At 66.7% G+C, this 17,037-nt stretch carries 17 protein-coding genes and 1 pseudogene; 13 read left to right on the top strand and 5 right to left on the bottom strand.

Features of this window, described 5'->3' with window-relative positions:
• The 9 genes and pseudogenes from BST12_RS31020 to BST12_RS19710 form a co-directional block, all read left to right on the top strand.
• Window positions 1-125, top strand: a pseudogene (locus BST12_RS31020) (ABC transporter permease); the annotation flags it as partial.
• Window positions 126-160: 35 nt separating this feature from the next.
• A complete protein-coding gene (locus tag BST12_RS19745; RefSeq protein WP_083114818.1) occupies window positions 161-1,363 on the top strand; it encodes a virulence factor Mce family protein in 1,203 nt (400 codons plus the stop codon).
• Window positions 1,363-2,415 carry an MCE family protein gene (locus BST12_RS19740; RefSeq protein WP_083114817.1) on the top strand — a complete coding sequence of 351 codons (1,053 nt, stop codon included), beginning with the start codon at window positions 1,363-1,365 and terminating at the stop codon, window positions 2,413-2,415. The genes BST12_RS19745 and BST12_RS19740 overlap by 1 nt, the downstream gene beginning before the upstream one ends.
• Window positions 2,405-3,469 carry a virulence factor Mce family protein gene (locus BST12_RS19735; protein WP_083114816.1) on the top strand — a complete coding sequence of 355 codons (1,065 nt, stop codon included), beginning with the start codon at window positions 2,405-2,407 and terminating at the stop codon, window positions 3,467-3,469. The genes BST12_RS19740 and BST12_RS19735 overlap by 11 nt, the downstream gene beginning before the upstream one ends.
• Window positions 3,466-4,890: a virulence factor Mce family protein gene (locus BST12_RS19730; protein ID WP_139801789.1), complete on the top strand. Its 1,425-nt coding sequence runs from the start codon at window positions 3,466-3,468 to the stop codon at window positions 4,888-4,890. Before BST12_RS19735 ends, BST12_RS19730 begins: the two co-directional genes overlap by 4 nt.
• Window positions 4,887-6,041 (top strand): MCE family protein, encoded by a 1,155-nt coding sequence (locus BST12_RS19725; RefSeq protein WP_083114815.1) that lies wholly within the window; start codon window positions 4,887-4,889, stop codon window positions 6,039-6,041. The genes BST12_RS19730 and BST12_RS19725 overlap by 4 nt, the downstream gene beginning before the upstream one ends.
• 21 nt (window positions 6,042-6,062) lie before the next feature.
• Window positions 6,063-7,733 (top strand): virulence factor Mce family protein, encoded by a 1,671-nt coding sequence (locus BST12_RS19720; RefSeq protein ID WP_083114814.1) that lies wholly within the window; start codon window positions 6,063-6,065, stop codon window positions 7,731-7,733.
• A 10-nt stretch (window positions 7,734-7,743) separates the two neighbouring features.
• Window positions 7,744-8,505: a mammalian cell entry protein gene (locus tag BST12_RS19715; RefSeq protein ID WP_083114813.1), complete on the top strand. Its 762-nt coding sequence runs from the start codon at window positions 7,744-7,746 to the stop codon at window positions 8,503-8,505.
• Window positions 8,505-8,999: a mammalian cell entry protein gene (locus BST12_RS19710; RefSeq protein ID WP_083114812.1), complete on the top strand. Its 495-nt coding sequence runs from the start codon at window positions 8,505-8,507 to the stop codon at window positions 8,997-8,999. Before BST12_RS19715 ends, BST12_RS19710 begins: the two co-directional genes overlap by 1 nt.
• Here BST12_RS19710 and BST12_RS19705 read toward each other — a convergent pair.
• The 3 genes from BST12_RS19705 to BST12_RS19695 all read right to left on the bottom strand — a co-directional run bounded on the left by BST12_RS19705 (window position 8,996) and on the right by BST12_RS19695 (window position 11,985).
• Entirely contained in the window at window positions 8,996-9,577 is a 582-nt protein-coding gene (locus BST12_RS19705; protein ID WP_083114811.1) for a hypothetical protein, read from the bottom strand. The genes BST12_RS19710 and BST12_RS19705 overlap by 4 nt on opposite strands.
• Before the next feature lie 600 nt (window positions 9,578-10,177).
• Complete coding sequence (locus tag BST12_RS19700) at window positions 10,178-10,480, bottom strand: Rv3488 family transcriptional regulator (RefSeq protein ID WP_083114828.1); 303 nt, start codon at window positions 10,478-10,480, stop codon at window positions 10,178-10,180.
• 62 nt (window positions 10,481-10,542) lie between these two features.
• Window positions 10,543-11,985, bottom strand: coding sequence for a multicopper oxidase family protein (locus BST12_RS19695; protein WP_083114810.1), 1,443 nt, complete (start codon window positions 11,983-11,985; stop codon window positions 10,543-10,545).
• A gap of 183 nt (window positions 11,986-12,168) precedes the next feature.
• Here BST12_RS19695 and BST12_RS19690 point away from each other — a divergent pair, with 183 nt between their 5' ends.
• Together BST12_RS19690 and BST12_RS19685 are read left to right on the top strand one after the other, a co-directional pair.
• Window positions 12,169-12,723, top strand: coding sequence for a TetR/AcrR family transcriptional regulator (locus tag BST12_RS19690; protein ID WP_170062163.1), 555 nt, complete (start codon window positions 12,169-12,171; stop codon window positions 12,721-12,723).
• The gene (locus tag BST12_RS19685) at window positions 12,716-13,231 is read left to right on the top strand and encodes a hypothetical protein (RefSeq protein ID WP_083114808.1); all 516 of its coding nucleotides are present in this window, start codon (window positions 12,716-12,718) and stop codon (window positions 13,229-13,231) included. The genes BST12_RS19690 and BST12_RS19685 overlap by 8 nt, the downstream gene beginning before the upstream one ends.
• On the opposite strand, the gene BST12_RS19680 is transcribed toward BST12_RS19685, so the two are convergent.
• On the bottom strand, window positions 13,232-13,660 hold the full coding sequence (locus tag BST12_RS19680; RefSeq protein WP_083114827.1) for a DoxX family protein: 429 nt from the start codon (window positions 13,658-13,660) through the stop codon (window positions 13,232-13,234).
• Between the two features lie 131 nt (window positions 13,661-13,791).
• Here BST12_RS19680 and BST12_RS19675 point away from each other — a divergent pair, with 131 nt between their 5' ends.
• Both BST12_RS19675 and BST12_RS19670 read left to right on the top strand, forming a co-directional pair.
• Complete coding sequence (locus tag BST12_RS19675; protein WP_083114807.1) at window positions 13,792-14,448, top strand: ABC transporter ATP-binding protein; 657 nt, start codon at window positions 13,792-13,794, stop codon at window positions 14,446-14,448.
• On the top strand, window positions 14,445-15,233 hold the full coding sequence (locus tag BST12_RS19670; protein WP_083114826.1) for an ABC transporter permease: 789 nt from the start codon (window positions 14,445-14,447) through the stop codon (window positions 15,231-15,233). Before BST12_RS19675 ends, BST12_RS19670 begins: the two co-directional genes overlap by 4 nt.
• On the opposite strand, the gene BST12_RS19665 is transcribed toward BST12_RS19670, so the two are convergent.
• On the bottom strand, window positions 15,230-16,930 hold the full coding sequence (locus tag BST12_RS19665) for a PE family protein (protein ID WP_083114806.1): 1,701 nt from the start codon (window positions 16,928-16,930) through the stop codon (window positions 15,230-15,232). The genes BST12_RS19670 and BST12_RS19665 overlap by 4 nt on opposite strands.
• Window positions 16,931-17,037: the final 107 nt, after the last annotated feature.

The following is a 17,037-nucleotide window of genomic DNA, read 5'->3' as shown; positions in this document are numbered from 1 at the left end:
CCGTCGGCGTGGGCATCGCCGTCGGACAGGCGGTGCGGACCTCACTGATCGTCGTGGTGGTCATTACGCTGTTCATCTCGCTGGCGGTATACGGCGCGCAAGGTAACTTCAACCTCTCTGGATAAAGAACCTCTCTGGATAAAGGACCCGCTAAACGGATATGGCAGACACCGGATCTCGACGCACTGCGGTGCGGGTGGCAGCAGCAGTGCTGGCCAGCCTCATCGTGGCGTTCGTGCTCCTGACGTATCTGTCGTACACAGCGGCGTTCACGCCGACGGACACCGTCACGGTGTCATCGCCGCGGGCCGGGCTGGTCATGGAGAAGGGCGCCAAGGTCAAGTACCGCGGCATCCAGGTGGGCCAGGTCGAGGACATCAGCTACAGCGGCGACCAGGCCCGTCTGACCTTGGCCATCAACAGCAGCGAGCTGCACTACATCCCCGCCAACGCGACGGTGCACATCGCCGGCAACACCATCTTCGGCGCCAAGTCGGTGGAGTTCCTCCCGCCCACCGGGGCTCCCGCGGGTTCACTGCGCCCCAATGCCCGGGTCGAGGCCTCGGCCGTGCAGCTGGAAGTCAACACGTTGTTCCAGTCGCTCATCGACCTGCTGCACAAGATCGACCCCGTGGAACTCAACGGCACCCTGAGCGCGCTGTCGGAAGGCCTGCGCGGCCACGGCGACGATCTGGGCTCCCTGCTGACCGGCCTGAATACGCTGACGCGCCAGGCCAACCCGAAGCTGCCCACGCTGCAGGAGGACTTCCGCAAGGCCGGCATCGTCACCGGCTACTACGCTGACGCCGCGCCCGATCTCAACACCGTCTTCGACAATCTGCCGACCATCAACCGAACCGTCGTGGACCAGCAGAACAACCTCAACAACACGCTGTTGGCCACCATCGGTCTGGCCAACAACGCCTACGAGACGCTGGAGCCCGCCGAACAGAACTTCATCGACGCGATCAACCGGCTGCGCGCGCCGCTCAAAGTGGCCGCCGAGTACTCACCGGAATTCGGCTGCCTGTTCGCCGGCATCGATCGCGGTGTCAAGGAGTTCGCGCCGCTGATCGGTGTCCGCAAGGCCGGCCTGTTCACCTCGTCGAACTTCGTGCTCGGTGCGCCGGCGTACACGTACCCGGAGAGCCTGCCGATCGTCAACGCCTCCGGCGGCCCCAACTGCCGCGGCCTGCCTGACATCCCGACCAAACAGACCGGCGGGTCGTTCTACCGCGCACCGTTCCTGGTCACCGACAACGCCCTGATCCCGTACGAGCCGTTCACCGAAGTGCAGGTCGATGCGCCGTCGACGCTGCAGTTCTTGTTCCACGGCGCTTTCGCCGAACGGGACGACTTCTGATGGCCGGCGGGGGCATGCCGTCGCACCGGTCGATGGTGATCAAGGTCAGCGTCTTCGCGGTGGTCATGCTGCTGGTGGCGGCAGCCCTGGTGGTGGTGTTCGGCGACTTCCGGTTCGGCCCCGAAAGCACCTACCACGCCAATTTCACCGACGCGTCGCGGCTCAAGGCCGGCCAGAAGGTGCGGATCGCCGGCGTACCCGTCGGCGCGGTGAAGGGCGTCAAACTCAACCCGGACAACACCATTGACGTCGAGTTCGGCATCGACAAGCGCTACCAGCTGTATTCGTCGACGCGTGCGGTGATCCGCTACGAAAACCTGGTCGGCGACCGCTTCCTGGAGATCACCTCGGGTCCGGGCGAGCTGCGCAAGCTGGCGCCGGGCGCGACGATCAACTCTTCCCACACCCAGCCCGCCCTGGATCTGGACGCGCTGCTGGGCGGTCTGAAGCCGGTACTCAAGGGTCTGGACGCGGACAAGATCAACACGATCAGCAGCGCCGTCATCGAATTGCTGCAGGGCCAGGGCGGCGCGCTGGCCAACGTGCTGGCTGATACCAGCGCTTTCTCCTCGGCGCTGGGCAAGCGTGACCAACTGATCGGCGACGTGATCACCAACCTCAACACCGTGCTGGGCACCATCGACCAGCGCAGCGCCCAATTCAGCGCCAGCGTCGACCAGTTGCAGCAGCTGATCACCGGGCTGGCCAACAACAAGGACTCGATCGCCGGCGCCATCGGACCGCTGTCGTCGACGACGACGGATCTGACCGAGCTGCTGAAGAATTCGCGCCGGCCGTTGCAGGGCGTGCTGGAAAACGCCCGGCCGCTGGCCACCGAGCTGGACAACCGCAAGGCCGAAATCAATAACGACGTCGAGCAACTCGGCGAGGACTATTTGCGGCTGGCCGCGCTGGGCGCCTACGGATCGTTCTTCAACATCTACTTCTGCTCGGTGACCATCAAGATCAACGGCCCCGCCGGTAGCGACATCCTGATCCCGTTCGGCGGCTCGGTGGATCCCAGCAAGGGGAGGTGCGCTTTTGCCAAATAACAGCAAGCGGGAGCGCGACCCACTGCGCACCGGCATCATCGGCTTGGCGGTAGTCATCTGCGTCGTGCTCATCGCGTTCGGCTACAGCGGGCTGCCGTTCTGGCCGCAGGGCAAGACCTACGAGGCTTATTTCGCCGACGCCGGCGGCATCGTGCCCGGTAACTCGGTGCTGGTGGCGGGCTTCAAGGTCGGCAAGGTGACCGAGGTGAGCCTGGCCGGAAACAGCGCCAAGATCGCCTTCAACGTGGACCGCAAGGTCGTCATCGGCGATCAGTCGCTGGCCGCGATCCGCACCGACACCATCCTGGGCGAGCGCTCGATCTCGGTGAGCCCGGCCGGCAGCGGCCACGCCACCACCATTCCGCTGAGCCGGACCACGACGCCGTACACCCTGGCCGGCGCCCTGGAAGACCTGGGCCAAAACGCCGGCAACCTGAACAAGCCGCAGTTCGAGCAGGCCCTGAAGGTGCTCACCGAGACCCTGCACGACGCCACCCCGGGCCTGCGCGGCGCGCTGGACGGCGTGACCACGCTGTCGCGCACCCTGAACAGCCGCGACGCGGCCCTGCAAGGCCTGTTGGCGCATGCCAAGCAGGTCACCGGCGTGCTGTCGGAACGCTCCGCGCAGGTCAACAAGCTGATCGACGACGGCAACCAGTTGTTCGCCGCACTCGACGAACGCCGCGCCGCACTTGATGCGCTGATCTCCGGGATCGACGGCGTCTCGGCGCAGATCTCCGGCTTCGTCGCCGACAACCGCAAGGAGTTCGGCCCGGCGCTGAGCAAGCTCAACCTGGTGCTGGGCAACCTCAACGAGCGCAAGGACTACATCACCGAGGCGCTCAAGCGGCTGCCACCGTACGCGACCACCCTGGGCGAGGTGGTCGGTTCCGGACCCGGCTTCAACGTCAACGTGTTCGGCGCCATCCCGGCGCCGTTGATGGCGGCGATGTTCGACTTCTTCTATCAGCCCGGCAAGCTGCCGGCCAGCCTCGCCGACTACCTGCGCGGGATGATTCAGGAGCGCTGGATCATAAGGCCGAAGTCGCCATGACGACGCCGCGCCGTTTCGGCACCAAGGGGATGCGTACCGTCACCATCATCGCGCTGGTGGTGGGGTTGATCGGCGGCGCCTACGCGCTGTTCTCCGCGGGCACCAGCGGGCGCAAGATCACCGCCTACTTCACCTCTGCGGTAGGCCTGTACCCCGGCGACCAGGTCCGCATCCTCGGCGTTCCGGTAGGCGAGATCGACAGCATCGAGCCGCGCCCGTCCGACGTCAAGATCACCATGTCGGTGTCCAACGACGTCAAGATCCCGTCGAACGCGCAGGCCGTCATCATGTCGCCAAACCTGGTGGCGGCGCGCTTCATTCAGCTCACGCCGGCCTACACCGGCGGTGGCACGCTGCCCGACGGCGCGAGCATCGACCTCACTCGCACCGCGGTTCCGGTCGAGTGGGACGAGGTCAAAGAGGCGCTGACGAAGCTGTCGGTTCAGCTCAGCCCGGCGGCCGGGGAGTTGCAGGGGCCGCTGGGTGCAGCGATCAACCAGGCCGCCGACACCCTGGACGGCAACGGCGACTCGTTCCACAACGCACTGCAGGAACTCTCGCAAGTCGCTGGGCGCCTTGGGGATTCGCGCAACGACATCTTCGGCACGGTGAAGAACCTGCAGGTGCTGGTCGACGCGCTGTCCCAGAGCAACGAGCAGATCGTGCAGTTCGCCGGCCACGTGGCCTCGGTGTCGCAGGTGCTGGCCGACAGCTCGCGCAGCCTCGACCACACGCTGGGCACCCTCAACCAGGCGCTCTCCGATATCCGGGGCTTCCTGCACGAGAACAACTCGACGCTGATCGAAACGGTGGACCAGCTCAACACTTTCGCCCAGACGCTGAGCGACCAGAGCGAGAACATCGAGCAGGTGCTGCACGTGGCGGGCCCGGGCATCACCAACTTCTACAACATCTACGACCCTGCCCAAGGCACGCTGAACGGACTGATCTCCCTGCCGGAGTTCATGAATCCGGTGCAATTCATCTGCGGTGGTTCCTACGAGACGGCCGGCGGGCCCAAGGCGCCCGATTATTTCCGGCGCGCCGAGATCTGCCGTGAACGGCTGGGTCCGGTATTGCGCCGGCTCACCGTGAACTACCCGCCGATCCTGTTCCACCCGATCAACACCATCACCGCCTACAAGGGACAGGTCATCTACGACACCCCGGCCACCCAGGCCAAGTCTGAGACGCCGGTTCCGGAGCTGACCTGGATACCGGCCAAGCCGACCCAGCCGGCGACCTCGAATCAGACGGATCTGCAGGCGTTGTTCGTCCCGCAGGCACCCGGACCCGCGCCAGGCTACGGGCCTCTCCCGGGTCCCGCGCCAGGTCCTGCGGCCGGCGCGCCCGCGCCGGGTCCTGCGGCCGGCGCGCCCGTGCCCGGCCCGCTGCCCGCCGAACAGGGGGCCGGTGGATGAACCGAATCCTGTTGCGCGGCAGCGCTTTAGCGGCCGGCGCCGTGCTCCTCGCGGGTTGCTCATTCGGCGGACTGAACTCGCTGTCCATGCCCGGCACCGCCGGCCACGGCGGTGGTGCGTACTCGATCACCGTCGAACTGCCCGACGTGGCGACGCTGCCGCAGAACTCGCCGGTCATGGTCGACGACGTCACCGTGGGCAGTGTCGCCGGGATCTCCGCCGAGCAGCGACCGGACGGATCTTTCTACGCCGCAGTGAAATTGGCGCTGGACAAGAACGTGGTACTGCCGGCCAATGCGGTCGCCAAGGTGTCCCAGACGTCACTGCTGGGTTCGCTGCACATCGATCTGGCGCCGCCGCCGCCGGGCACACCGGCGAAGGGCAGGCTGGTCGACGGATCCAAGATCGCCGAGGCCAACACCGGCCGCTATCCCACCACCGAGGAAGTGTTCTCGGCTCTCGGAGTGGTGGTCAACAAGGGCAATGTCGTTGCGCTGGAAGAGATTACCGATGAGACGTATAAGGCGGTAGTCGGCCGCAAAGGCCAGTTCGTCGATCTGGTCCCGCGACTCGCGGAGTTGACGGCCGGGCTCAACCGACAGGTCAACGACATCATCGCCGCGGTCGAGGGGCTGAATCGGTTCTCGGCGATGCTGGCCCGCGACAAGGACAACCTGGGCCGGGCGCTGGACACCCTGCCCGAGGCGGTCCGGGTACTCAACAAGAACCGCGGCCATATCGTCGACGCCTTCGCCGCGCTCAAGAAGCTGAGCCTGGTGACCTCCCACGTGCTGGCCAAGACCAAGGTGGATTTCGCCGCCGACCTCAAGGACGCCTACGCAGTTGTCAAGGCGCTCAACGACAGCCGCAAGAATTTCATCACCTCGCTACAGATTCTGCTGACCTTCCCGTTCCCCAACTTCGGCATCAAGCAGGCGGTGCGAGGCGACTACCTCAACGTGTTCACCACCTTCGACCTGACCTTGCGCCGGATCGGTGAAACATTCTTCACCACAGCGTATTTCGACCCGAACATGGCGCACATGGACGAGGTCCTCAACCCGCCCGCCTTCCTGCTGGGGGAGCAGGCCAACCTCTCGGGCCAAGCGGCCGACCCGTTCAAGATCCCGCCCGGCACGGCTGCGCAGTAGGGGCAGGAGGGGCTTGATTAGATGATTGACAGACTTACCAAGATCCAGTTGTCCATCTTCGCGGTGATCACCGTGATCACCCTGACCGTGATGGCGATCTTCTACCTGCGCCTGCCCGCCACCTTCGGCATCGGAACCTACGGTGTCAGTGCGGATTTCGTCGCGGGCGGCGGGCTGTACAAGAACGCCAACGTCACCTACCGCGGGGTCGCGGTCGGGCGCGTGGAATCGGTGGAGTTGAACCCCAGCGGCGTCACCGCCGACATGCGGCTGAACAGCGGAACCGCGATCCCGTCGAACGTCACCGCGACCGTCAAGAGTGTGTCGGCCATCGGCGAGCAGTACATCGACCTGGTTCCGCCGGATCACCCGTCGCCGAACAAGCTGACCAACGGAGCCAAGATCGCGCGCGACAACACCCGCATCGGCCAGGACGTCGCCCAACTGCTGCACCAGGCCGAGGTGCTGGTCAACAGCCTCGGCGACACCCGGCTGCGCGAGGTGCTGCACGAGGCGTTCACCGCGACCAACGGCACCGGCCCGGAACTGGCCCGGCTGGTCGAATCGGCGCGACTGCTGGTGGACGAGGCCAACACCAACTACCCGCAGGTCTCGCAGCTGATCGATCAGGCCGGTCCGTTCCTGCAGGCCCAGGTTCGCGCCGGCGGCGACATCAAGTCGCTGGCCGACGGGCTGGCGCGGTTCACCTCCGAGCTGCGCCAGGCCGACCCGCAGCTGCGCGACACCCTGGCCACCGCCCCCGACGCGATCGACGAAGCCAACACCGCGTTCACCGGTATCCGGCCCTCGTTCCCGGCGCTGGCGGCCAGCCTGGCCAACCTGGGCCGGGTGGGCGTGATCTACCACAAGACGATCGAGCAGCTGTTGGTCGTCTTTCCGGCGCTGTTCGCGGCCATCACCACCTCGGCCGGTGGCCAACCCCAGGACGAGGGCGCCAAGCTCGACTTCAAGCTCGACCTCAACGACCCGCCGCCATGCAGCACCGGTTTCCTGCCGCCGCCATTGATGCGGACGCCGGCCGACGAAGGGGTTCGCGAAATCCCGACGGACATGTACTGCAAGACCGCGCAGAACGATCCCAGCGCGGTGCGCGGTGCGCGTAACTACCCCTGCCAGGAATTCCCCGGCAAGCGCGCGCCGACGGTCGCGTTGTGCCGCGACCCCAAGGGCTACGTTCCGACCGGGACGAATCCGTGGCGCGGTCCGCCAATCCCGTACGGCACGCCGGTGACCAATGGGCTGAACATCTTGCCGCCCAACCATTTCCCGTTCATCCCGCCGGGTGCCGATCCGGATCCGGGGATCCCGATCGTCGGGCCGCCGCCGCCGGGTGTGGTGCCGGGCCCGGGCCCGGCACCGAATCAGCCGGCGTATGACCCGCCGCCGCCCAACAACAACGGGCCGCCGCCGCCGTTCACGTCGTGGCAGCCGCCCGGCGTTCCGCCGGTGCCGCCGCAGGTTCCGTTCCCCAGGTATGTGGAGCCGCCGGGCCCGCCGCTGGGCACCGGCCCGGCGCCTGGACCGGAACCGCAGGCCAGCGGCACGTCGTACACGACGTACGACCCGGTCACCGGCGTCTTCAAGGACCCGGCGGGCGGCACTGGTATCTTCGCGACTGCATCTTCTGCCGAGAATTGGGTGGATCTGATGCTCGCACCCAAGCCGATGTAGAGCCTATTCAGTGGATTCAGTAGTGGCAGAAGAGCAATCGACAACTCAACGCGTGCGCCGACGGGCGTCCCGCCCGGCCGGCCCCGCCAAGACCGAGCCGAGCAGCGCCGATGTCCAGGCCGATGTCCAGGCCGATATCGAGGCCGGTATCCCGGCGGAGGAACCCGCGGACGCCAAGGAGCCGAAGAAGAAGTCCAAGGCCAAACCCACAACGGCCAAGCCACTGACGGCGGTGCGCCCGCCGCCACGGCGGCCGGCGCACCGCAGACTGGTCGGCTGGGTCGGTCTGGCCGCGGCGTTGCTACTGGTCGGCGCCCTGGCGGCCGGCGTGACCGCGATGGTCGTGCAGCGCCGCCACGCCGAGGCCGAGCAGGCACGCGAGCAGCGCTTCGTCGACACCGCCACGCAGACGGTGGTCAACATGTTCAGCCACACGCCGGACAACATCGACGATGCCGTCAACCGGTTCGTCAACGGCACCAGCGGCCCGCTGCGCGGGATGCTGAGCGCCAACAACAACGTCGACAACCTCAAGAGCCTGTTCCGCGCCACCAACGCCACCTCGGAAGCCGTCGTCAACGGAGCCGCGCTGGAAGGCATCGACACCGTCAGCGACAACGCGTCGGTACTGGTATCGGTGCGGGTGACGGTCGCGGACATAGACGGCGTCAACAAGCCGTCCATGCCCTACCGGCTGCGGGTGATCGTGCACGAGGACGACGCCGGACACATGAGCGGATACGACCTGAAGTATCCCGACGGGGGTAACTGATGCGATGGTTGCTGCGCGGCCTGCTCAGGGTCGTCGGCACCCTACTGGTCGCGGCCATCGTCGGCCTGGCCGCGGTGGGCGGCTGGCTCTACTGGGACCGGGTGGAGACCCAGGGTGAAGCGGCGGCGCGCGCGGTACTGCCCCAGTTGGCCGCCAAGGAGATACCGCAGGTCTTCGCCTACGACTACCAGACCGTAGAACGCAGCCTCAACGCTGCGTATCCGCTGCTGACGCCCGACTATCGCCAGGAATTCCAGAAAAGCGCCAACGCGCAGATCATTCCGGAGGCCAAGAAGCGCGAAGTGGTGGTCCAGGCCAACGTGGTTGGCGTGGGAGTCATTGCGGCCAAACGGAATTCGGCATCGCTGATGGTCTACATGAACCGCACCGTTACCGACAAGTCGCGCCAGCCGCTCTACGACGGCAGCCGGCTGCGGGTGGACTTCAAGCGGATCGACGGCAAGTGGTTGATCGCCTACATCACACCGATCTAGTAGCACATCGCAATGCCGTTGCAGTACAACGGATAACGCTCGACCGGGCTGGGCGGTGGCCCGGTCATCTGTAAGGAGAACGGTTCCTTCTTCATATCCGACTGCAGGCCACACACGGCGCCGTGCAAGATGGTGTGGGTACCGCTCATGGTCTCGTCGCTGAACGCGTAGGTGTCGGTGGTGGGCGCGGTGCCGCCACCGGGGCACATCACACCTTCTGACTTGTCCACCGTGAAGGTCCACAGCATGCTGGACATCCGCGCTCGGCCGCTGAAGTTGTTCAACCGGTCTTGGCGGGTGATCGGCGCGGCGGCCGTCGAGCTCACCACGTTCAGCGCACAGTTCATCGCGAAAACGATCGGGTCGGAATAGTCGTTCATGTTCCGGGTTCCCGACGGCTGATCGCACAATGCCGTGATCGTCCACGTCGATCCCGAGACGCCCGATTCGTTCAACGCGTAGGCGCCGTCCGCCGGCGGTCCCAGCGCCCGCGCCGGTTCGCCCGAATTCAGGGCAACGCCGGTGCCGACGGCCAACACGATGCCGGCGCCAGCGGCCAACCCGCGACGGATCTTCATGCCGGTTCTCCCTCCAGGCCAAGCGCTGTCGTCTGAGTATCACAGCGTTTGGGCGTGAACACCAGGAGTGCGGGCGCTTCGTTTATCCTCCGATCGAATGAAATGGCAAGAGAGGTCAGGCGGCGATACGAATACAGACCGTTTCGAATCTTTCGGCAATTCGCAATCGGTCTTACCAAGACCAATTATTTTTCGCCATTGTCAACCCTTTAGACAACCCGCGCGAACTGGTGGCGCTAGACGTCATTGTCGACTAACTGCGGCCAATGGCGTCGCCATGTCGAGTGGGTGTGAAGACATGCCGGTCAACGGCGATCGAGCAGGACCTAGGTCCCCACTTTGCTGCTGTGTGCAGCCAGTCAGCAGAAATGCCAGCGCAGCGCCCAGCACTGCGGCCACGCGGGCAATTCGTGTCGTCGTGTTCTTCGGTGCGCTCACCAGACGGCTCCCATCATTTGCCCGGAACTACACCGGGATTACAAATATCGAGTGCAACGGATGCTACCGCGATATTCCGCGAAGCGGAACAATTCCAGGGTCGCAAAATCCATGAATGCAATGGGTAATGTAAATCCTCTTTACAAATTGGCGCGGGGGAACTCAGGATTCATTCCCCAGCACTTCCCGGGCCAGCTCCCGCAGCGCCCGGCGATCCTCCTCCAGCGCCGCACGGCCGGCCGGGGTGGCCCGATACACCCGGCGGGTGCGGCCGTCCACCACCTGCTGCTCGGAGACCAGCAGGCCGTCGGCCTCGAGCCGGTGCAGGGTGGGATACAGCGTGCCGGGGCTGACCCGGTAACCGTGGCGGCCCAGCTCCTCGGTCAGCCAGGCGCCGTGGACTTCATCGCCGGCGGCGTGATGCAGGATGTGCAGTCGCACCGCGGCGCGCTGAAACTCCCGCAACGACATCACCTCGGGCACACTGACGAAACCGATATCGGGTACCGATTCTACGGGGTGCCCGCTCAGAAACAGCGCAAGAGCATCATGAAACCGAAGTCCATGTGGATCTGCTGGTGGCAGTGCAACAGCGACAGCCCGGTCTGGTCGGCCACGAAGTCGACCTCCAGGATCTGATAGCCGCCCACCATCGCCACGTCTTTGCGCACGCCTGCGGTGGAAGTGCCTGCGACATTGGTGATTTCGAACGTGTGCCGATGCAGGTGCATCGGATGAATGTCGTCGGTGGCGTTGCGGAAGCGCAGCCGGTAGCGCTGTCCGTGCACGATGTCGAGGACGGGCCGGTTGGAGTCCATGGCGAACGGAGTGCCGTTCAGGGTCCACAGATTGAACCCGTTGCTTGCGGCGTTGCGTTTCTCGATGAGCAGGTCGATGACGTGATCGGGCGCCGGGGGATTGGCGCCGGTGCCGAACACGCGATAGTCCCATTGAAACGGTGGCGGTGGCGTCCACTGGGGCTCGCCGGTGCGGCCCGCGTATTCGACGACGATCCCCATCCCGGCCTGGCGATCCCCGTCGGACAGGTCGCCGAGAATCCAGACGCCGGGGTTGTCCATCTGCACGGTCGCCGAGATGCGCTCGGCCGCTCCGAGCCATAACACCGGCACCGCAACGGGTTTGGGCACCGGGTTGCCGTCCAGCGCGACGACGGTGAAGGTGTGTCCGGGCAATGCCAGGCTGCGGCTTTCGCCGGCGCTGCCGTTGAGCACGTGCAACAGCACCCGCTCGCCGGTACGCACCCGAATGGGATCGCCGTGGCCCAGGCTGCGGCCGTTGACGGTGAAGACCTCATAGCCCACCTCGTAGCCGTGCGGCAGTCCGGAGGCCAGGGCGGCGTCCATGGCCTGCTCGCCTTTGTCCCTCAGCTCGGCGACCGGGTCGCCGGCCAGAAAGCCGCCGGGCATGTCACCGCCCTGGCTCAGTGCGGGTTCAAACTCCTTGAGCGTCAGGAACACTTCGTGGTCGTAACCGCCGGGCTCGGTCTTTGGCCCGATGTAGACGGGGCCCACCAGGCCGCCGTATTGCCCGCCGGTCAGGTCGGCGCCCGGGTTGAGGTGGGTGTGGTAGAAGCGGAACCCGGATGGGCCGGGAGTGAACGAGATTCGGCGCATGCCCTTGGCGGCGATGAACGGCGTGCCTTCTTCGGCGGAGCCGTCGACATCGACCGGAAGGTGCTGACCGTGCCAGTGCAACTGCTGCGGGGTGGCGGTGTCGTTGTATACGTCGATCCGGGTCTGCTTGCCCTCGGTGAAGCGCAGCAGTGGCCCGGGGAACTGGCCGTTGTAGGTGGTGGTCGTGACGACCTTGCCCGGCGCGACCTCCACGTCCGACTGGCCGATGTGCAAGGTGTAATCGGCCTTGCCGTCGTGCGGGTTGTCCGAGCAACCCGCCAGGCCGGCGGCCGTAACGGCACTCCACTTGAGCAGCTCGCGTCGACTAACGGTCACGCCGTTGCACTTTCGTAGCAGACACTCGTACCACGATATCGGAGTCCGATACGTACAGGCCGGACTCTGGCCGCGACGCCGCTGTAGCCGACTCTTGCGGAGAGCTCCGCTGGGTGAGATATTCGATTGATCAATCAATCAAACCATTCGAGCGGGACCGATTCGTCGCGCCGGGAACGTCTGGTGGACGCGGCGCTAGTGGTCTTCGCGCGCCGCGGAGTCGACGGTGCCAGCATCAAGGACATCGGCGCGGAAGCGGGCGTGGCACCGGCGCTGATCTATCACTACTTCCCTAATAAGGAAGCACTACTGGCTGCTGCCGTCGAAAAGCACGGATTCCTTCCCGAGATCCGGGCCGCGTCGGCGATCGCACCGAGCCGGCCCGCATCCGAGTTCTTGCCGGCGCTGGTCCGTGGGCTCTATGCGCGATTGAGCGAGCGAATCGACCTGCTGCGAGTGGTCATGGCGCGCTCGCAGACCCACCCCGAGATGCGGGCGGAAATGGCGGCGCTGACGGGGGAGGCCGAGACGTTGCTGGCGCAGTATCTCCGAGCCCGGGTCGCAGTTGGCGAACTGCGCGAACACAAAGCCGAAACCGCCGCTCGCACAATGTTATTCACCGTGGTGATGTGGCGGCTCGCCGATGCGCCCGCCGACGAACTCGACACCGTCGTCGACCTGATGCTGGCGGGCTTGCGAGTGAATTCACCACGCGCCCAAGGAGTGGACGATGACTGAGCAATCGATGCGCCGCCTGTCTCTGACCGAGACGCTCACCATGGCGGCCGTTCTGGTCGGAGGTCTTTTCGGGTCGCTGCTGGACCGGTCGTTGGTCGCCACTCCCGCCTGGCAGCGCCTTGGCGTATCGGCCTGGGCCGACTACAGTCGCCAGGCCGATCTGGGTAACGGCGACCTCGTCTATCCCGTCGGCGCAATCCTGTGGTGGGGATTGGTGATCGGCGCCGCCATCGCCTATCGACGGGATGCGGCGGCACCGCGCACGGCCAGGTATCCGATCTACCTGGCCGTGGGATCGGTGCTGGGCGCAATCGGGTCGACGGTCATCGCCGCCCCGATCATGCAACATGTGGGGACTGTAACCGACAGCGATATCAGCACACTGCACAACGCATTTCAGGTTTTCACCGTATGGGGCGTCTACGTCCGGGGAGCTTTCTTCGGTCTGGTCTTCGTGAGCACCGTCTGGGCTCTGGTCGCGCTGTTGCGGCATCGGAACCCGGGATAACTATCGCGAGGCCAGCCGCGCATCCACTGACCACCGGCCGGGGCCGGCCCACAGCAGGAAGATCAACCCGAGCAGCATGGACAGATCTGTCCGCGCATCATGGGCCATGCCCCAAAAGCCCGACACGCCCATTAATCCGCCGGGCCGCAACTCCGGGAGCTTGGTCAACACGATCGCGCCGACGATGTCGATGAGCAGCGGAACAGCGGCGAGCCGGGTCAGCAGCCCGAGCAATACCAAAGTGCCGCAGACGATTTCGACCACCCCATCCAGGTTGGCGAAGAACGTGGCGGCGGGGATCCCGATCCGCTCAAAGCGGCCCGGCCCCAACTGATGTGGATACAGGAACTTCTGGATGCCTTCGCTGAGAAACACCAAGCCCACCAACAGCCGTATGCAGATCACCGCGGGTGGCCCCTCGGCACGCAGCAGGCGCCGGGCCGAACCTGTAACCGCCAACTCGGACTCCGATATCGTGTTCCGATAGTCTTCGGAACCGAGCCTACCCGGTCGCGGACAGGCGAACATGCCAACAGACGGACAGGTGGAGAGGCGGACAGGTGGACGACGACCCGGTGTTCGGTTTCGACGACGTCGTCGTCGAACGTGACCGGGTGCGTGCCCTGGACGGATTCACCGCCAGCGTTCCGGCGCGCGGGATAACGGCGGTCTTCGGGCCGTCGGGATCGGGGAAGTCAACCCTGCTGCGGTTGTGTAATCGTCTTGAGATTCCCACCAGCGGGCGAGTGTCGTTCTGCGGCAAGGACATTGCCGATATCGACCCACTGTGGCTGCGCCGCCGGGTGGGAATGTGCTTCCAGCGGCCGACGCCGTTTCCCGGAACCGTGGCTGACAATCTGCGCGTCGCCGAGCCGGAGGCTGACGAACCGCGGATGCGCGAAACGCTGGAGCGGGTGGCGCTAAGCGGATCGTGGCTGGACCGCGACGCGTCAGCGCTGTCCGGCGGCGAAGCGCAGCGGATGTGTCTGGCCCGCACGCTGATGGCCCAACCACAGGTGCTGCTGCTCGACGAGCCCACCTCAGCCGTCGACGCCGAAGCGGCCGAAGTGATCGAGCGCGCGGTACGCGAGCTGGCCGGCGAGGGAATCGCGGCCCTGTGGGTGACGCACGATCCCGCCCAGGTGGAGCGGGTCGCCGATCGCGTGCTGCACATCCAGCAGGGCCGGTGCGTGCCCAACGGTCGGGGGTCGCGGTGAACGGCCAAGTCGGCTGGGTGGGCCTGGCGACGTCGCTGGCCCTGGTGGTGCTGGCCGCGGCCATTTCGTTGTGGCAGCGATTGGGCCTGGAGCGTCAAGTGCTGTGGGCGGCAGCTCGCGCGCTGGTGCAGTTGTTGCTCGTCGGCGGTGCCCTGACGCTGATCTTCGAGCCGGGCCGGTCGCTGTGGTGGTCCTGGGCGTGGACGGCCGCCATGATCGCCTATGCCGGCGACGTCGCGCGCCGGCGCGCGCCGGAGGTGCCGCGACTGGCGCCGCTGGCCATCGTCGCCTTCACCGCGGCGGCCGCGATCAGCCTGGGCGTGATCTTCGGACTGCGGGTGTTCCCGCTGCAGGCCAGAACCCTGGTGCCGATCGCCGGGATGATGATCGGCAACTCGATGACCGCGATGGTGCTCGTCGCCCGCCGTCTGGTCGACGAGTTGCGCGACAAGCGTGACGAGGTCGAAGCGCGGCTCGCCCTCGGCCAGCCGTCGCGCCAGGCCGCCGCCCCCTACTTGCGGATCGCATTGCGATCGGCGATATCCCCACAGATCGAAACCACCAAAGCCACCGGGCTGGTGTTTTTGCCGGGCGCCATGACCGGACTCATCCTCGCCGGAGTGCCCCCGGTTCAGGCCGTGCTGGTGCAGGCGGTGGTGATGTTCCTCATCCTCGGCTCGGTGGCGACCACCACCGTCGTCGTCGCACTCGGACTGGTCGGTCTGGTGTTCACCCGAGACCACCGCTTGCTGCCGCTCGGCAGCCGCCGCGAAGCCCGCGGTTAGCCGGAAAGGCCGTCGCTGCCCGCGTTGCCCACAACACCGTAGGTGCCGTCTCTGCCCTGGTTGGCGAAAAAGTGGCCCTTGCCGCCTTCGCCACCGGCCCCGCCGTTGCCGAATCCGCCGCCACCGCCGCCCTTGCCGCCGTCGCCGGCCTGGCCGGACTGGCCGAAGAGGCCATGTCCGCCGCCGGCGCCCCCGTTACCGCCGTCGCCGCCGTCGCCACCGTTGCCGCCACTACCACCGGCACCGCCAGGGCCGCCAGCGGAAAAGTTGTCGTTGCCGGTGCCGGCGTTACCGCCGTTGCCACCGTGGCCGCCCGCGCTGCCGTTACCGCCGGCGCCGCCGAAACCTCCGATACCGCCGTTGCCGCCGTTGCCGTACAGCATCCCGCCGCTGCCGCCCGCTCCGCCGATGCCACCACCGCCGCCGTTGCCACCCGAGGCGCCGGGGCCGCCGGGGCCGCCCGGGCCACCCCAGCCGCCGTACGAGCCTGCGCCTGGGTAACCCGCACCGCCATTGCCGCCATTGCCGCCGCTGGCACCTACACCGCCTTTGCCGCCGGCGCCGCCGTTGCCGCCCTGGCCGCCGTCGATTCCTGTCGAGTACATCTGGCCGCCGTCGCCACCATTGCCACCGGGGGCGCCGTCGCCGCCGTTGCCGCCGTTGCCACCGTTGCCGCCGACCACCTGTCCGCCACCGCCGCCGTTGATGACGGCCCCACCCGTGCCGCCATTGCCGCCTGGCGCGCCCGCCGCGCCGTCGCCGCCGTTGCCACCAACGCCGCCGGCGGTGTACGTACCGTTGGTCGTGCCAACTCCCTCGCCGCCGGCGCCGCCGTTGCCGCCCGCCTGCCCGGTGACGCCGCCGTCGGCGCCGTTGCCGCCGCCACCCCCGATAGTGGCGAAGTGTGTGCCGTCTTCGCCGGCGGCCGCCTGGCTTGTCTGGTGGGCGGTGGGGTTGCCGCTGCTACCGATAGTGCCCTGGCCGCCATTGCCGCCGAGGCCGCCGTTGCCAACCAGCCCGGCACTTCCGCCGGCGCCGCCGTTGCCGCCGTGGCCGCCGCTCGGGCCGCCATTGCCGCCCAGACCGCCGGCGCCGCCGTTGCCGTTCAGCAGCCCGGCGCCGCCCCCGTGTCCGCCGTTGCCGCCGGTGTGGCCGGCGACGGTGGACGTGTAACCGGTCCCGCCGGCGCCGCCGTTGCCCCATAGCCCGGCGGTCCCGCCGTTGCCGCCGTCGGGATGGCTGGCTGTGCCGGCTCCGCCGGCCCCGCCGTTGCCGTAGAGCAGTCCCCCCGCGCCACCGTTCTGTCCGGGCCCTCCGGCGGCGCCGTCGCCGATCAAGGGCCTGCCCAACGCAAACTCCGTGGGCGCGTTTACCGCATTGAGGATGCCTTGCTGGAGGTTCTGCAACGGCGACGCGTTCGTGGCTTCGGCGGCGGCATACGCATTCGCTCCCCAGGTCAAGGCCTGAACAAACTGTCTGTGGAACGCCGTTGCCTGCGCGCTTAGCGCCTGATAGGTCTGCCCGTGTGTGCCGAACACCGCCGCGATGGCTGCGGAGACTTCATCGCCGCCCGCTGCCAACATGCCGGTGGTCGGTGCCAGGGCCGCCGCGCTCGCTGTCTCGATCATGGAACCGATGCTCGTCAATTCCCCAGCCGCAGCTGCCATTAGCTGAGGCGAGGCACTTACAAAAGACATTTGACTCCCTAAGATTCGGGAGAACGGCGGCACCGCAATCCAGCGTCAAGTGTCTTCGCGGATGGGGCGTCCCCATAGAGTCATTTGACTCCATCACACGGGCTTGT

Source organism: Mycobacterium angelicum (assembly GCF_002086155.1).
GTDB lineage: Bacteria > Actinomycetota > Actinomycetes > Mycobacteriales > Mycobacteriaceae > Mycobacterium > Mycobacterium angelicum.
Note: the sequence above shows the minus strand (reverse complement) of the source record. Positions and strands in the feature narration are given on the sequence as shown.

Bases quoted from the DNA above. Each gene is read 5' to 3' on its own strand.
- BST12_RS19705 (WP_083114811.1), bottom strand. From the start codon at position 9,577: ATGAAGATCCGTCGCGGGTTGGCCGCTGGCGCCGGCATCGTGTTGGCC.
- BST12_RS19665 (WP_083114806.1), bottom strand. From the start codon at position 16,930: ATGTCTTTTGTAAGTGCCTCGCCTCAGCTAATGGCAGCTGCGGCTGGG.
- BST12_RS19685 (WP_083114808.1), top strand. From the start codon at position 12,716: ATGACTGAGCAATCGATGCGCCGCCTGTCTCTGACCGAGACGCTCACC.
- BST12_RS19710 (WP_083114812.1), top strand. From the start codon at position 8,505: ATGCGATGGTTGCTGCGCGGCCTGCTCAGGGTCGTCGGCACCCTACTG.
- BST12_RS19740 (WP_083114817.1), top strand. From the start codon at position 1,363: ATGGCCGGCGGGGGCATGCCGTCGCACCGGTCGATGGTGATCAAGGTC.
- BST12_RS19745 (WP_083114818.1), top strand. From the start codon at position 161: ATGGCAGACACCGGATCTCGACGCACTGCGGTGCGGGTGGCAGCAGCA.
- BST12_RS19725 (WP_083114815.1), top strand. From the start codon at position 4,887: ATGAACCGAATCCTGTTGCGCGGCAGCGCTTTAGCGGCCGGCGCCGTG.
- BST12_RS19720 (WP_083114814.1), top strand. From the start codon at position 6,063: ATGATTGACAGACTTACCAAGATCCAGTTGTCCATCTTCGCGGTGATC.
- BST12_RS19730 (WP_139801789.1), top strand. From the start codon at position 3,466: ATGACGACGCCGCGCCGTTTCGGCACCAAGGGGATGCGTACCGTCACC.